Source organism: Fulvivirga marina (assembly GCF_016775155.1).
GTDB lineage: Bacteria > Bacteroidota > Bacteroidia > Cytophagales > Cyclobacteriaceae > Fulvivirga > Fulvivirga marina.
The window spans coordinates 274,711-290,607 of record NZ_JAEUGD010000004.1 but is presented as its reverse complement, the minus strand read 5'-3'; the positions used below and the strand labels follow the sequence as shown (position 1 = coordinate 290,607).

The following is a 15,897-nucleotide window of genomic DNA, read 5'->3' as shown; positions in this document are numbered from 1 at the left end:
TTCTTTGAGCAAAAGCAATGACCTTTGATGAATATGTGTTTACTTTGATCCGTATTTTCCTGAAGGGAATAATAGATTGATATAGAAAAAACATTATATAATGACGGAAATAAGAAACAACTGGACCAGAGAGGAGATTACTGAAATATTTAATTCTCCGGTTTTGGATCTCATGTATAAAGCAGCTACCGTGCATAGAGAATATCATAACTCTTCTGAAGTTCAGGTATGTACTTTGCTTTCAGTTAAAACCGGTGGTTGCCCCGAAGACTGTTCCTACTGTCCGCAGGCAGCTCGCTACCAGACAGATGTAAAGGCACACAAACTTTTGGCTACTGATGAGGTTTTGGCAAAAGCGAAAGAAGCAAAAGATGCAGGTAGTACACGTTTCTGTATGGGAGCCGCCTGGAGGGAAGTTAGAGATAACCGGGATTTTGACAGAGTGCTCGACATGGTTAAAGGAGTGAACGGCATGGGACTCGAAGTTTGTTGCACCTTAGGAATGCTAACGGAAGAGCAGGCTCAGAAGCTGAAGGATGCAGGACTTTATGCTTACAATCACAACCTGGATACCAGTGAAGAACACTACGATGAAATAATCTCTACACGTACTTATGACGATCGCCTTGATACGCTGAATAATGTTAGAAATGCGAAAATATCTGTATGCTCCGGAGGTATTATTGGTATGGGTGAAAGTGATGGTGACAGGGTAGGTATGCTTCATACATTGGCTACATTGCCTGAGCACCCGGAGTCAGTTCCTGTTAACGCTTTGGTTCCTGTTGAAGGTACTCCTATGGCAGAGCAGCCACGTGTATCAGTTTGGGAAATGGTTAGAATGATTGCTACAGCAAGGATCATAATGCCTAAGGCTATGGTAAGGCTGTCAGCAGGTAGAGTGAGAATGAACTTGGAAGAGCAGGCGCTGTGCTTTATGGCTGGAGCCAACTCCATATTTGCAGGTGATAAGCTGCTGACTACTCCTAACCCTGATGTAGTACAGGATGAGGAGATGTTTCAGATGTTAAACCTAAAGCCAAGAAAAGCATTTAAAGGAGAGGCTTCTGTGAAGTTTGAACAAATACCTTTATAAATCAATAACATTTGCAAATCAATTAATACGCCCATAGGTTTTCTCATGGGCGTTGTTGTTTTAAGTGTACTAAAGGATTGGTTAGTGCGGCCTGAAGTTCTTATACATAAGCCTGTATAAAGAAAAAGGTCTGCACCTTTCGATACAGACCTTTGCTTATGAGTTGATAGTAATTATTGTTGTTCTTTGTTAGTCATTCTCTTGCGCTCATTTTCATCGAGGTAGATCTTTCTCATTCTTATTGACTTTGGAGTTACTTCCAGGTATTCATCCTTTTGAATGTACTCCATTGCTTCTTCTAATGAGAATTTTCTTGGAGGAGCTATTTTGGCATTGTTATCAGAGCCAGAAGCTCTCATGTTAGTCAACTTTTTACCTTTCTGAACGTTTACTACAAGGTCATTATCCCTGGAGTGTTCACCAATAACCTGACCTGTATATAGATCTTCGCCTGGCTCAACAAAGAAAATACCTCTGTCTTGTAGCTTGTCAATAGAATAAGGAGTGCCGGGGCCGTTTTCCATGGATATCAACGATCCGTTGATTCTTCCGGGAATGTCTCCTTTATAAGGAGCGTACTCTTTAAATCTATGGGTCATTATAGCTTCTCCGGCAGTTGCAGTAAGTACGTTGTTTCTAAGTCCGATAAGTCCCCGTGCAGGGATGTCAAACTCCAGGTGCTGAAGATCTCCCTTAGGTTCCATGATTTTTAGTTCGCCTTTTTTAGCACTTACCAGTTCTATTACCTTGCCTGAAGTATCTTGAGGTACATCTACTACCAGATGCTCTATTGGTTCATGTTTTACACCGTCAATTTCTTTGATAATTACCTGAGGTTGACCAACCTGTAGTTCATACCCTTCTCTTCTCATTGTTTCTATTAACACCGACAAGTGGAGTATACCTCTACCGAATACATTGAACTTATCTTCTGAAGAGGTGTCTTCTATTCTTAGAGCAAGGTTTTTCTCAGTTTCTTTATAAAGTCTGTCTCTTAAGTGTCTTGAGGTTACGAATTTTCCCTCTTTACCAAAGAACGGACTATTGTTGATTGTGAAAAGCATACTCATAGTAGGCTCATCAATAGCTATTCGAGGCAAAGGTTGTGGATCGTTGATGTCTGTAACGGTATCTCCCAGTTCAAAGTCTTCGATACCTACCAGAGCACAAATTTCTCCGGATGAAGCTTCCGGTACACGTTTTTTGCCCAGTCCTTCAAAAATATGTACCTCTTTTACTTTACATCTTTTTACAGAACCATCTTTTTTGGTTAGTCCTACAGTATCACCTTCTTTAACTGTTCCCTGAGCAACTCTACCAATGGCGATACGACCTACATAGGCCGAAAAATCAAGAGAAGTAACACGCATTTGTAATGTGCCTTCGTTTTGAGGTGCTGATGGTATATGTTCAATGATAGCGTCTAGAAGCGGGAAAATATTATCAGTTGGGTTTTTCCAGTCTGTACTCATCCAACCTTGTTTTGATGACCCGTAAAGAGTAGGGAAGTCAAGTTGGTCTTCTGTTGCGTCCAGGTTAAACATCAGATCAAATACCTGCTCATGAACTTCATCGGGACGACAGTTTTCTTTGTCTACTTTGTTTACTACAACGATCGGCTTTAGGCCAAGGTCAATAGCCTTGCCAAGCACGAAACGTGTTTGTGGCATAGGACCCTCAAAGGCATCAACAAGTAAAAGCACTCCATCAGCCATCTTCAATACCCTTTCTACTTCACCCCCAAAGTCTGCGTGACCAGGGGTGTCTATAATATTTATTTTTACGTCTTTATATCTGACAGAAACGTTCTTCGATACAATGGTGATCCCTCTTTCCTTTTCAAGGTCTTCATTGTCAAGTATGAGGTCATCAGATTCTTGATTCTCTCTGATGATTTTTGAGGCGTGAATAATTTTGTCAACCAAAGTTGTTTTACCATGGTCAACGTGCGCTATAATAGCGACATTACGAATGTTTTGCATTAGCTTAAAAATTAAGCCGCAAAATTACTAAACTAAATGCAAAGAATAGTTAATCCAAAATTAAATTTAATTAAAAGAAGAGGGGATAAGTTATATCCGTTAATTAGAAGTAGGTGTGAAATGAACCAAAATACTACTTGTTGAAAATCAATGAATTGTAAAAAGTTCATTTAAAATTTATATTCTAAACATGTAATATTTGAATCTTAAAGTCAGAAACACGTAGTCATTTTTCATAATAAGTAACCAACCTTATGTGACTGAAATTTTTATTGAGTAATAGTTTCAAAATAACATCAATTTTATTGCCGCTTTGTGAGCTATTCCATCTAGGATAATCGCATATTTATTTACTTACGGCTGGCTAAAGTTACTGTCTTGGAGTCCTTTTTTAAGGTTATAATGCGTAATATGTGACTATACTGTAATTTAACTGTCGTGATATACACGCAGATGAAATTTATGTCCACTCAAGTCCACTCAATCATGGTGCATAACAGTGCGCCATCAGACTCATTGTTTAGTCGACAGTAAAAACGGACTGTATAAACCTGATCTCAGAACTGGTTTTCGTCCTCAAGAACAAAGCCACTCTTGGGCTGATTATGTTGTACAGTTTCTGTTTGAGCTTTTTTAGATACTGTATTCTTGTTAATTGTGATGAATGAAAAAGAAGCGACCACAGCTACTGTGAATGCGACGATTGCAATTTTAGCTTTCATAATATTATTATTTTAGTCCTATATGAAACCAGCCTGGCTGCATGGCGTATCAATGATTTATGACTGAGGCTCATTTCAATATTGTATTAGTGAATTTGTATATGTTTTAAAACTGATTCTCATCCTCAAGAGCAAAGCCACTTGTGGGTTCGGAGTGCTGAGTTATAGGGGTATTTTTCTTTTTTGAAAATGACTCCTTATTGATGGTGATGAATGAGAATGAGGCGATTACAGCTACTGTAATGGCTATAATAAGTGTCTTAGTTTTCATAATTGCAGGGGTTAGAAGTTGGTGTCATTTTCGCCGTGTCCGATAGAAGAGTTACTGTTTTTGGTAGCCTCAGGTGTTATCTCTTCCTCTGTGCATGAAGAAAAAAACGTAGCTGAAAAAATAATGGCTAGAATTGTAAATAGTTTGGCTTTCATGGTTATATTGTTTATAGTTTGTAATGCTTGTTTTATATTTTTTGGCTTTTTTTAATGTTAACTTTTAAAAACAACTCAATCTATGAGTATTTGTTATAAAACACCTCAATTCCTTACATGTTGATATTGTTCAGTAAAAATCATATTTGGTGTTGTTTTTTCACTTCCTCACAAATGTGGGGTAGAATACTGTAGGAATCTATTTAAAATGCAGCATAATATTACATGGGTTGTTAAAGTAAGTTTTATTCCATTTAGGCGATGGATGGCTTTGTTGTTTGTGCTCCTTTTAAATGCTATTCATTTATCAGGCTTCTCACAATCGTCTATTGATATATTAAAAGACGAGGCGGAGAGTGATGATTTTGAAGTAAAGAGTGGAGCCTTGATGGAGTTATTTATTGCTTACCGCTTGCTTGATCTGGATAGTGCGCTGAATTATGCAGAAAAATCTCAGGAATTGTCATTGCAAACCGGAGATAGCCTGATGATCGTTCGCACGGAGATAGCCATCGGCTATGTTTATCAGGAAAAAGGCTTCTACCAGTTGGCAATAGATCATTTTAAAAACGCTCTTGATATAGCGCAGAGAAATCATTTTAAGGATCGTGAAAAGTTTGTTTTGAATAACCTGGGGTTGACTCATTACTATTACGGAAAGTATGATGAGGCGCTGCAGTACCATTTTCAGTCCCTGGCACTAAGAGAGGAAGAGAATAATCAGATCGAAATAGCTATTTCCTGCAATAATATTGGTCTTGTTTATTACCAGATCAAAGATTACAACAAGGCTATCGAATACTTTAAGAAATCACTTGAAATAAAGAAATCACTTAAAGATGAGAGTAAGATTGAGGGAACACTCATTAACCTTGGATTATGTTTTTCTGCTCTGAATAACTATGATGAGGCGGTAAATAATTTTACAAGGGTACTCAAGCTTTGTGAGCGAAATGGTTGTGAGGACAGGATAAGGGTGGATGCGTTAAATGGTGCCGGATTAGCTTATTATTCTCTTGATAATCCCCAGGAGGCTGAAGTATACTTATTGAAATCAATGAAGATTGCCTCTAATGGAGGACTCCAAAGCCATGTAGTAAATAATACACACTATCTGGCGAGAATAAAAAAAGAAAAGGGGCATGTTAAAGAGGCATTGGAAATGTTGAATGAATGCCAGGCTCTGGCAGAAGAAATAGACTCAAGAGTTTGGATTAATAAGAATTATAGGCTTTACGGAGAAATATACGCCCTGTTGAAGGAGTTTGAGAAGGCGTATGAATATCAGACAAAATATGACTCACTGAGTGGGTTGATATTGAATGAAGAGGTTATTCAAAACCTTGCCAATATACAGATTAATTATCAGGAAAAGGAAAACCTGGAAACGATTAGCCTACAAAAATCGGAGATATCCAGACGAACAACACTATTGATACTTTCTATGATAATCATCTTCCTCGCTGTTGTTATTCTCGTTATCCTTTATAGGAACAATCAACATAGAAAGAAGGTTAATAGAAAGCTTTATGAGGCAAATGAAACTATTGAAAAGCAAAACCTGGAACTCACCAATATGAATACGGTACTGGAGGAGCGTGTAAAGGAGCGAACCCAGGAGCTTAATGCCTCAAATGATGCGTTGCTCAAATCCAATACTGAGCTTGATAATTTTATTTATAAAACTTCCCATGATATCCGAGGACCATTGGCTACTTTACAGGGGGTGTGTAATGTGGCTCTGATCGATATTGAAGATAAAAAGTCCATTGACTATTTTAATAAATTGAGTAAAACAGCCGAAAGGTTGAATGAAATACTTTCTAAGCTTTTGGTAATCAATCAAATAAACAACTCTCTGATCTCAGAAGAGCAGATTGACTTTGATGGCATGATTGCGGATATTATTGGAGAACAACAGAATCCCGAAACCTTGAAAGTTATATCAGTTGAGAAGGAAATCCAAAGTGGCTTACAATTCAGAGGTGATCATGATCTTCTAAGGATTATTCTTACGAATCTTATTAGCAATGCTTTTAAGTTTTATAATACATCAGGTCGTGTAGAATCCTTTATCAGTATCAAAGTGTTTAGCAATGATCTATTGCATATTCAGGTAATCGATAATGGTATAGGCATTGATGAGAATGTATCTTACAAAATATTTGAAATATTCTCAAAGGCCTCTGACATGTCAGATACTGCTGGACTCGGGCTCTATTTGGTTAAGCTGGCTGTAGAAAAGCTGAGAGGTGAGATAGCACTGAGTAAGGCAGAGGACGGCTTTACCCAATTTGAAGTAACACTTCCTTTTCATTGACACTTGATATGAGGCAGTGTTTGCTCTAGCATTTGAATTCAAGTCATCAGGATAGATTCGATGATTTTAGTTTGGAGTTCAAAATCATGACGGTTAATTTCCGGTTATGCACTGGATAATTAACAATTCCTTTTAATATCTTATATCTTTGCGGCATTAACCAATGATTAATAATGCCTGAGAAAAAATTTGATAGACATACCATAACGGCGGCACTTCCTTATGCCAATGGCCCCGTTCATATTGGTCATCTTGCAGGAGTATATGTTCCTGCTGATATATATGCCAGATACCTACGCAGTCGGAAAAGGGATGTGTTATTCGTTTGTGGTTCTGATGAACATGGCGTTGCTATTACCCTTAGAGCCAGAAAGGAGGGAGTGACTCCGCAGGAAATCGTTGATAAGTACCATACCTTGATCAAAGATTCATTTGAAAAGCTGGGAATATCCTTTGATATCTATTCAAGAACTTCAAACAAAATACATCATGAAACTTCTTCTGAAATGTTCAGGGAGCTTTTTGAAAAAGGAGTTTTTGAAGAGAAAACCTCTGAGCAATATTATGATGAACAGAGTAAGCAATTTTTAGCAGATAGATATATCATTGGTACCTGTCCAAATTGTAGTTATGATCAGGCGTATGGAGATCAGTGCGAAAAGTGTGGTTCGTCACTTAGTCCTTCAGAGTTGATCAATCCAAGATCTGCTTTGAGTGGTGATAAACCAGTACTCAAAGAAACTACACATTGGTATTTTCCAATGAACGATTACGAGAACTGGTTGCGCCAGTGGATACTTGAAGGACACAAAGAGTGGAAAAGTAACGTTTATGGACAGTGTAAATCGTGGCTGGATGGAGGTTTAATGCCAAGGGCTATGACAAGAGATCTGGATTGGGGTGTAAAGGTGCCAGTTAAAGGTGCTGAAGGTAAAGTACTTTATGTGTGGTTCGATGCCCCTATTGGTTATATTTCAGCGACCAAAGAGTGGGCACTTGAAAATAATCGGGATTGGGAGCCATACTGGAAAGATGAAAATACCAGGCTGCTTCACTTTATAGGTAAGGATAATATTGTATTCCATTGCATCATTTTTCCAAGTATATTGCACGCTGATGGGAGCTATGTGTTGCCAGATAATGTGCCGGCCAATGAGTTCTTAAATCTGGAAGGAAATAAAATAAGTACCTCCAAGAACTGGGCGGTATGGTTGCATGAATACTTGGAAGAGCTACCAGGTAAAGAAGATGTGTTACGATATGTGCTTTGTGCCAATGCTCCAGAAACAAAAGATAATGATTTTACCTGGAAGGATTTTCAGACCAGGAACAACAGTGAGCTGGTAGCTATATTTGGGAACTTTATCAATAGGTCAGTAGTACTAACCAACAAGTACTATGACGGGGTGGTGCCTGAGCGTGGGGAATTATATGATATTGATCATGATACGATCAAGAAGATCAAGGAAGCTCCTGAAAGGATAGCCAAGTCAATGGAAGCATTTCGTTTTAGAGAAGCTCTAAGTGAGTTTATAGATTTGGCAAGAACAGGAAACAAATACCTGGCAGATACCGAGCCTTGGAAGTTAATTAAAGAGAATCCGGAAAGAGTAAAGACCATCATGAATATAGGACTTCAGATAGCTGCTAATCTTGCGGTACTTGGAGAGCCTTTTCTACCTTATACCTCGCAGAAGTTAGTTGATATGTTGAATATGGATAAGGTGTATTGGGATAAAACAGGAAGTATTGATTTGCTGACATCAGGTCATAAGATTAATAAGGCTGAGTTGCTGTTTGAGAAAATTGAGGATGATGTAATACAAAAACAAGTGCAGAAACTTGAAAATACTAAGGTTGCAAATGAACTTGAAAATGTAAAAGCAGCCCCGGCAAAGGATGAAATTACCTTTGATGATTTTGTTAAAATGGACATTCGTGTGGGTACTATTCTGGAGGCGGAGAAGGTTCGTAAATCGAAGAAACTATTGAAGCTGAAGGTTGATACTGGAATTGATAAAAGAACGGTATTAAGTGGTATTGCAGAGCACTATGCTCCTGAAGATATTATAGGTCAGCAGGTGTCTATCCTTGTAAACCTTGCCCCAAGAAAGATCATGGGAGAGGAGTCTCAGGGAATGATACTGATGGCTGAAAATGTAGATGGAACGCTAAGGTTTGTGCAGCCATCCGAAGTGGTTAAACCTGGCTCAGGGATAAGTTAATTAACTTATAGGTTCACTGTCCTCTGTGCTTTGCTGAGGGCAGTGGGTTTATTATACTAGTCATTGAACTGATTCATCGTTCTGTTGATACCGATAGTGCAAAAAGATAGAATCATATCATTTGCCTTATCCATTTTTTCCGGTAGTAGCTTAAACTCTTCTTTGGTAAAAGGGCTTAGTACATAATCTACTTGTTGCCCCTTGTGAAAGTTATCTCCTATACCAAATTTAAGTCTGGCATAATTTGCACCCCCAGTAACCTGTTCTATGTTTTTTAGTCCATTGTGGCCTGCTGAGGAACCTTTCGCTCTTAATCGTAGATTACCGAATGGCAATGCGATATCGTCAACAATCACCAAAAGGTTTTCTTTAGGAATCTTTAATTCCTGAAGCCAAAAATTGACGGCTTTACCACTTAGATTCATGTACGTGGTGGGTTTGATCAGATGGATCTGCCTGGCTTTATACTTAAACTCAGATTTCATGGCCAGTCTTTCTGTGCTGAAAGTTACCCCTTCTTGTTCAGCCAGTCGGTCAAGTGTTAAAAAGCCGATGTTGTGTCTTGTTGTTTCGTATTCCGGACCTATATTGCCCAGCCCAGCTATCAGGTATTTCATTTGGTCTTTAGTGTTGGAGGTTTTGAATCACGAGAAAAAACAAAAAGGCTGTCTAAAAGTCGTGTAAACATTTGAGAGAATGAGAGGGGAACTGGTTTCTTGCCCTTTTTCGCTCAAACCGACTTGTAAGACAGCCTTTTGAATGATTGTATACTTGCTTTTTAGCCTTCAGCGCCTTCAGCAACCTCAGCGCCTTCTTCCTCTTCCTCAGCTGCCTGAGTCTTACCTCTAAGTGCTCTAGGAATCTCAACTACAGCTACAGAAGCAATTTTTGTATCAAGAATCTCGAAGTTGTTTTCTTCAATCTCGCCTACCTTAATAGCTTTACCGAAATCTAATTTTGATAGGTTAACATTGATGAACTCAGGCATATCTTTAGGTAAAGATTTCACCTTCAGGTATCTTCTTTTCTTAATCAAAGTACCCCCTTTAGCGACACCTGGAGAAGTTCCTTCAAAGTGTACAGGGATATCCATTTTAATGTGCTTTCCTTTGAATAACTGAAGGAAGTCAACATGTAAAATCACCTCACTTACTGGGTGGAATTGAATGTCTTGCATAATAGCCTGATACTCTACACCCTCAATGTTAAGGTTTACGAAGTGAGCTTCGTCAGTGTAAACTAACTCACGGAATAGAATCATTGGTGCATAAAAATGTACCTGCTCATCACCACCATAAAGTACGCAAGGAATGTTACCTTCTGCGCGTAATTTTTTAGCGACTGATTTGCCGAGATTTGCTCTTTTATACCCTATAATCTCAACTGTTTTCATTGTATTATATATTTAGTTTGAAAATATGTTCAGTATTGAATTATGACTCGATGAAAAGCGAGCTAATAGACTCGTGATCATGAATCTTTCGAATGGCTTTGGCGAAAAGATCAGAAACGGTTAGTACCTTGATTTTAGACGTATCCTTATCTGCTTTTAAAGGTAAACTGTCAGTAACAACAAGTTCTTCCAAAACTGAAGTGGCAATGTTTTCGTAAGCCTTACCAGAAAGTACAGGGTGTGTTACTACGGCCCTTACAGAAGTTGCTCCTTTATCTTTCAATAGGGCTGCTGCTTTGCACATGGTGCCTCCAGTGTCGATAAGGTCGTCTACCATAATGACATCTTTGCCTTCTACATCACCAATAAGTCTCATTGTAGCTACCTCATTGGCTTTTTCTCTGTACTTATCACATACCACCATCTCTGCATTAAAGAACTTAGCAAAGCTCCTTGTTCTCTTTACACCACCAACGTCAGGGGATGCAAACATTACATTGTCTAAGTTTAATGAGCGTATGTATGGAATGAATATTGAGGTACCGTCAAGGTGATCCACAGGGATGTCAAAAAAGCCTTGAATTTGGTCAGCATGGAGGTCACAAGTCATAATACGATCTGCTCCTGCTGCAGATAGTAGGTTAGCCATTAGTTTAGCTGCTATTGCAACTCTTGGCTTGTCTTTTCTGTCTTGTCTCGCATAGCCGAAGTAAGGGACTACTACGGTTACGTATTTTGCACTGGCCCTTTTTGCTGCGTCAATCATCAGAAGTAATTCCATGAAGTTATCGGCAGGGGGGAAAGTAGATTGGATGATGAAAACATCACAACCTCTTACCGACTCGGTAAAGAAAGGTGACATTTCTCCGTCGCTAAATTCTTGCAGGGTGACCTCACCGAGAGGTTTACCGTAAGCATGAGCAATTTTTGTAGCAAGGTATTTAGTGGATTTGCCGGAGAAAATCTTTACGGAAGCCATTTTTGCGTGTTTTGCTTTTAAACAATTAAGGCGGACTTTCGTCCGCCCATTGTTGCCCGACTAGGGCTCGAACCTAGACTCTTCTGAACCAAAATCAGACGTGTTGCCAGTTACACCATCGGGCATTATTTAATTCCCTTATTTTTGGGATGGCAAAGGTAGAATTAATTTTGTAAAATGAAAAAATAGTTTCAACTATTTTTCAAAAATTATTGAGAAAGAATTTTTTGCTGCTCCTCAAGGAATCCGTCAGCAAAAAACTGGTATTTGTTGAGTATCGATTTTACGGCATTATTGACATCTCTGATGTCGGTAAAGTCAACTTTTCCATAATAATCTGTGGCGTATCCTTGCCAGATAGATGACTTCTGTTTGCGGTCAAAGATTTGGATAAGTAGAGTGCCCTCCTTCATTCCTATCTTCATACGTTGATATTCCATGTCCCGATCTTTTTTTGCCATCCAGTCTTCAATCTTGGGTTGATTGTAGCCCCTGAAGTTTAAGCTGTCCACAAAAACGCGGAAGGAAAGAAGTAAGTCCGGGCGGTTGGATTTTTTCTTATATCCCAGAAATTTCATGTGAGACTCTATAGCATTGTAAATGGCAGTACCACTGGAACTCATTAATTCTACATTTTCACCTTGTATTAGAAAATCGTAGCTATTGTATTTGTCAAATCGGCCTTTATAGCTATAGTCGTATTCAACCGGTAACTCTCGATAAGAAAAGCAGCCTGAAATTAAAACCAATAGCACTGAGGCGGAGAGGAGGAGGGATTGTGCTTTCATAGACCATTGAATTTATACCGTATGTATATATATAAATATAATTCAAATGGTTTTGTTTTAATAGCAAACTAAAATATTTTTAATGAAAGGTCGCTTCTATTATAAAGCGACCTTTTTTTCTATCCATTTTTTTGCGTTTACAAACGCTTCAACCCATGGACTCACTTCATCTTCTTTTCTTTCAGCAGGGTAATTGGCCCAGTTCCAAGGGTATAGTGATCTTTCCAGGTGAGGCATTATTGCTAAATGACGACCATCGGCAGAACTAAGTGCTGCAGTTGAAAACGTTGAGCCATTAGGGTTGCCTGGGTATTCATCATAAGTGTATTTACTGACTATGTTATAAGATGCTTCACTTTCAGGAAGCACAAACTGGCCCTCTCCATGCGCAAGCCACACACCTAGTTTGGTGTCTTCTAGTGAGTTTAGCATGACGGAATTATTTTTTGGTATATCCAGATTGACGAAAGAGGATTCAAACTTACCTGAAGCGTTGTGGTGCATTTTTGGATGGTTTTCCATATCTGGGTATAGAAGTGAGAGTTCCATCATGAGTTGGCAGCCATTACATACACCAAGGCTGAGGGTGTCTTCTCTTTTGTAGAAAGCATCCAGTGAATTTTTTGCCTTTTCGTTATATAAAAAAGCTCCAGCCCAGCCCTTAGCAGAGCCTAGTACGTCAGAGTTAGAGAAGCCTCCAACGAATACGATAAAATTAATGTCGGAAAGGTTTTCACGGCCTGATATAAGGTCTGTCATATGAACATCCTTAACATCAAACCCTGCTAGGTGCATCACCCATGCCATTTCACGGTCTCCATTTACTCCCTTTTCTCTTATAATCGCAGCTTTTAATCCCGATGAGGCCTTTCTGTTTAAATCCAGGTTGTATTGAGAAAGCTTACCTGTAAAGTTTGTTGGGAAGCTATAACCAAGAGACTGGGTTTTGTAATTTTCAAAACGCCTTGTAGCAAATGACTCTCCGCTTTGGCGCCTATCCAGTAAGTATGACGTTTTAAACCATATGTCGCGTAGCTTATCAATGTCGAAGGTGTAATTGTTTTGTTGATGCTTAAGGGTAAATGTTCTCCGGTGTACAATATTACCTATTTTAATAGCTTTAACTCCGTGCTTGTATAAATCAGAAATTACTTCCTCAGCATCTTCCACCTGTAGCAGTATTCCAGGGTTTTCACTAAACAGTACTTTGATCGTGTCGCTTTCATCAACGCCTGAGAGGTCAATGTTCAAGCCCAGGTTCTGAGTTGGGAAGCACATTTCTAATAGGGTAGTGATTATGCCACCTGCTGAAATATCATGTCCGGCTAACACTTTGTTTTCATTGATCAGTTGCTGAATCGCAGTAAAACCCTTTTTGAAATAATCAGCATCCTTAATTGTAGGTGCGGTAGTGCCTACTTTGTTAACTACTTGTGCAAAAGAACTGCCTGCAAGCTTGAAATCATCTTGCGATAGATCAATGTATAATAATGATGAATCAATATTTTTGAGATCAGGGCTAACCGTTTTTGTTACATCAGAAACCTCGCCCGCGGCACTTATTATTACCGTTCCCGGAGAGTAAACAACCTCCCCATTAGGGTATTTTTGAGTCATTGACAAGGAGTCCTTCCCTGTCGGTATATTGATGCCTAAATCTATGGCAAACTCGCTTACCGCATTAACTGCTTTGTATAAGCGCGCATTCTCTCCTTTGTTTTTGGCAGGCCACATCCAGTTAGCACTTAGAGATACCCCTGATAGTCCATGGGTAAGTGGTGCCCATACCATGTTGGTCAGCGCTTCAGCGATCGATAGTTTTGAGCCTGCTTCAGGGTCCGTTAGTGCCGATACCGGCGCATGCCCTATCGAAGTGGCAATCCCCTTTTTGCTCTTGTAGTCAAGCATCATTACGGCTACGTCATTCAAAGGCAATTGTATAGAACCACAGGTTTGCTGTTTAGCTACCTTGCCAGTTACCGAGCGGTCTACTTTGTTAGTTAACCAATCCTTGCATGCTACAGCTTCAAGTTGCAATACATCTTCCAGATACACCTGTAGCTGTTCTGTTTTATAGCTTACTTCATCAAAAACACTATTTTCGGTTGCGTCTTCAATGATGGTTTTTGGTGATGAACCAAACATGTGAGAAAGATCCCAGTCTATTGGATTTTTGCCTGTCTTCTTGTTTTCAAATTTAAAGTGACCATCACTGGTAACATCTCCCACTACATACATGGGTGATCGCTCCCGGTCTGCCACTTTTTGCAGGGTCTCTATGTCTTTTTCCCTCATTACAAGTCCCATTCTTTCTTGAGACTCGTTTCCGGCTATCTCCTTGTCAGAGAGAGTGGGATCGCCAACCGGTAATTTATTGATATCTATTGTGCCTCCTGTTTCTTCAACAAGTTCAGAAAGGCAGTTGAGGTGACCGCCAGCACCATGATCATGTATAGATACAATCAGGTTTTCATCACTCTCCACCATGGCTCTGATGGCGTTCATTACTCTCTTTTGCATTTCAGGGTTTGACCTCTGAATGGCATTAAGCTCTATAGCATTGCCAAATTCACCTGTTGCTACTGAAGAAACTGCGCTACCTCCCATTCCGATTCGGTAGTTATCACCACCGAGTATAACAATATTATCACCGGTGTTAGGCTTATCTTTGAGACTATCTTTTTTCTTGCCATAACCAATGCCTCCGGCAAGCATAATTACCTTATCAAAGCCAAACTTTTTGTCATTTTCCTCATGTTCAAAGGTAAGTACACTACCGCTGATTAAAGGTTGGCCGAATTTGTTTCCAAAGTCACTGGCACCGTCAGAAGCTTTAATGAGGATGTCCATTGGCGTCTGATATAACCACTTGCGGGGTTGTGTTTTTCCTTCCCATGTTCTGTCATCCTCAAGTCGTGAGTATGATGTCATGTAAACTGCAGTTCCTGCCAATGGCAAGCTACCTTTTCCTCCCGCCAGACGGTCTCTGATCTCACCACCAGATCCGGTGGCAGCACCATTAAAAGGCTCAACAGTAGTAGGGAAGTTGTGGGTTTCAGCTTTAAGACTAATTACAGTCTCTATATCTTTAGTTATGAAATAATCAGGTTTATCCTGAGTTTTTGGTGCAAATTGTTCAGCTACAGGACCTTGAATAAAGGCTACGTTATCTTTGTAGGCTGATACTAGAAAATTAGGATGTTCCTCTGAAGTTTTCTTTATCAGTTTAAATAAAGAAGTTGGCATTTCCTTACCATCTATAACAAAAGTGCCATTAAAAATTTTATGTCGACAGTGCTCTGAGTTTACCTGAGAAAATCCAAATACTTCGCTATCTGTTAATTTTCTTCCTAGCTTTTTGCTTACTCCGTTCAAGTATTCTACCTCTTCATCGCTAAGGGCGAGCCCTTCTGCTTCGTTATAAGCAGCAATATTTTCAATCTCCTGCACGGCTTCAGGCTGTCGGTCTATAGTGAAAAGATGCTGATCCAACCCAGGGTATATAACCTCCAACATAGGGTCATGCTTTTCGTCCATAGATAGAACTTTTTGAAATTGTTCTATGCGCACAATACCACTGATCCCCATGTTTTGAGTAATTTCCACAGCATTGGTGCTCCATGGAGTTATCATCTCTTTTCTAGGGCCAATGAAGGAGCCTGAAAGTGTAGCATCCTTAATCAGATGTGCATTACCAAATAGCCATTCAAGCTTTTGAATATCAGTATTGTTAAGATCTTGTGATAGGCCTACAGCGTAAGCGTTTTGATCTTGATCGAGAAAAAATTTGATCATTAAATTGAGGGTTTGGGAGTAGTCAATTTTTCCACTGCAAAAGTAGGTAAACCTGATTCAATTAACAATGTAATTTTTGGGTATGAGGTTGTATAAATCACTATAAAAGTGAGTTGACAGTTAGTGTTTTACTCATTAGCTTTAAGGAGCAGAGGATATAGTGAATACTTA

Annotated in this window: 12 protein-coding genes and 1 tRNA gene; 3 read left to right on the top strand and 10 right to left on the bottom strand. The window is 39.3% G+C overall.

From position 1 onward, the window contains the following. Window positions 1-100 precede the first annotated feature (100 nt). Complete coding sequence (gene bioB, locus JMN32_RS03070; RefSeq protein WP_202854809.1) at window positions 101-1,096, top strand: biotin synthase BioB; 996 nt, start codon at window positions 101-103, stop codon at window positions 1,094-1,096. Window positions 1,097-1,269: 173 nt separating this feature from the next. Here bioB and typA read toward each other — a convergent pair whose 3' ends face one another. The 4 genes from typA to JMN32_RS03050 form a co-directional block, all read right to left on the bottom strand. Further along, window positions 1,270-3,078 (bottom strand): translational GTPase TypA, encoded by a 1,809-nt coding sequence (gene typA, locus JMN32_RS03065; protein WP_202854808.1) that lies wholly within the window; start codon window positions 3,076-3,078, stop codon window positions 1,270-1,272. Window positions 3,079-3,635: 557 nt separating this feature from the next. Further along, window positions 3,636-3,800 (bottom strand): hypothetical protein, encoded by a 165-nt coding sequence (locus JMN32_RS03060; RefSeq protein ID WP_202854807.1) that lies wholly within the window; start codon window positions 3,798-3,800, stop codon window positions 3,636-3,638. A gap of 106 nt (window positions 3,801-3,906) precedes the next feature. Further along, entirely contained in the window at window positions 3,907-4,071 is a 165-nt protein-coding gene (locus JMN32_RS03055) for a hypothetical protein (RefSeq protein WP_202854806.1), read from the bottom strand. Window positions 4,072-4,082: 11 nt separating this feature from the next. Further along, window positions 4,083-4,226, bottom strand: coding sequence for a hypothetical protein (locus tag JMN32_RS03050; RefSeq protein ID WP_202854805.1), 144 nt, complete (start codon window positions 4,224-4,226; stop codon window positions 4,083-4,085). 208 nt (window positions 4,227-4,434) lie between these two features. Between JMN32_RS03050 and JMN32_RS03045 the strand changes: the two genes are divergently transcribed. After that, entirely contained in the window at window positions 4,435-6,546 is a 2,112-nt protein-coding gene (locus JMN32_RS03045; RefSeq protein ID WP_202854804.1) for an ATP-binding protein, read from the top strand. Window positions 6,547-6,719: 173 nt separating this feature from the next. After that, complete coding sequence (gene metG / locus JMN32_RS03040) at window positions 6,720-8,771, top strand: methionine--tRNA ligase (protein ID WP_202854803.1); 2,052 nt, start codon at window positions 6,720-6,722, stop codon at window positions 8,769-8,771. 56 nt (window positions 8,772-8,827) lie between these two features. Here metG and pth read toward each other — a convergent pair whose 3' ends face one another. The 6 genes from pth to purL form a co-directional block, all read right to left on the bottom strand. Continuing rightward, a complete protein-coding gene (gene pth, locus JMN32_RS03035) occupies window positions 8,828-9,388 on the bottom strand; it encodes an aminoacyl-tRNA hydrolase (RefSeq protein WP_202854802.1) in 561 nt (186 codons plus the stop codon). Between the two features lie 161 nt (window positions 9,389-9,549). Further along, window positions 9,550-10,164, bottom strand: coding sequence for a 50S ribosomal protein L25/general stress protein Ctc (locus JMN32_RS03030; protein ID WP_202854801.1), 615 nt, complete (start codon window positions 10,162-10,164; stop codon window positions 9,550-9,552). A 40-nt stretch (window positions 10,165-10,204) separates the two neighbouring features. After that, complete coding sequence (locus JMN32_RS03025) at window positions 10,205-11,143, bottom strand: ribose-phosphate pyrophosphokinase (RefSeq protein ID WP_202854800.1); 939 nt, start codon at window positions 11,141-11,143, stop codon at window positions 10,205-10,207. Window positions 11,144-11,195: 52 nt separating this feature from the next. After that, window positions 11,196-11,268 (bottom strand) — tRNA-Gln (locus tag JMN32_RS03020). Between the two features lie 84 nt (window positions 11,269-11,352). Then, entirely contained in the window at window positions 11,353-11,931 is a 579-nt protein-coding gene (locus JMN32_RS03015) for a DUF4136 domain-containing protein (protein WP_202854799.1), read from the bottom strand. Between the two features lie 99 nt (window positions 11,932-12,030). After that, window positions 12,031-15,726, bottom strand: a complete 3,696-nt coding sequence (gene purL, locus JMN32_RS03010; protein WP_202854798.1) for a phosphoribosylformylglycinamidine synthase — start codon at window positions 15,724-15,726, stop codon at window positions 12,031-12,033. Window positions 15,727-15,897 lie beyond the last annotated feature (171 nt).

Bases quoted from the DNA above. Each gene is read 5' to 3' on its own strand.
- bioB (WP_202854809.1), top strand. From the start codon at position 101: ATGACGGAAATAAGAAACAACTGGACCAGAGAGGAGATTACTGAAATA.
- typA (WP_202854808.1), bottom strand. From the start codon at position 3,078: ATGCAAAACATTCGTAATGTCGCTATTATAGCGCACGTTGACCATGGT.
- JMN32_RS03060 (WP_202854807.1), bottom strand. From the start codon at position 3,800: ATGAAAGCTAAAATTGCAATCGTCGCATTCACAGTAGCTGTGGTCGCT.
- JMN32_RS03055 (WP_202854806.1), bottom strand. From the start codon at position 4,071: ATGAAAACTAAGACACTTATTATAGCCATTACAGTAGCTGTAATCGCC.
- JMN32_RS03050 (WP_202854805.1), bottom strand. From the start codon at position 4,226: ATGAAAGCCAAACTATTTACAATTCTAGCCATTATTTTTTCAGCTACG.
- JMN32_RS03045 (WP_202854804.1), top strand. From the start codon at position 4,435: ATGCAGCATAATATTACATGGGTTGTTAAAGTAAGTTTTATTCCATTT.
- metG (WP_202854803.1), top strand. From the start codon at position 6,720: ATGCCTGAGAAAAAATTTGATAGACATACCATAACGGCGGCACTTCCT.
- pth (WP_202854802.1), bottom strand. From the start codon at position 9,388: ATGAAATACCTGATAGCTGGGCTGGGCAATATAGGTCCGGAATACGAA.
- JMN32_RS03030 (WP_202854801.1), bottom strand. From the start codon at position 10,164: ATGAAAACAGTTGAGATTATAGGGTATAAAAGAGCAAATCTCGGCAAA.
- JMN32_RS03025 (WP_202854800.1), bottom strand. From the start codon at position 11,143: ATGGCTTCCGTAAAGATTTTCTCCGGCAAATCCACTAAATACCTTGCT.
- JMN32_RS03015 (WP_202854799.1), bottom strand. From the start codon at position 11,931: ATGAAAGCACAATCCCTCCTCCTCTCCGCCTCAGTGCTATTGGTTTTA.
- purL (WP_202854798.1), bottom strand. From the start codon at position 15,726: ATGATCAAATTTTTTCTCGATCAAGATCAAAACGCTTACGCTGTAGGC.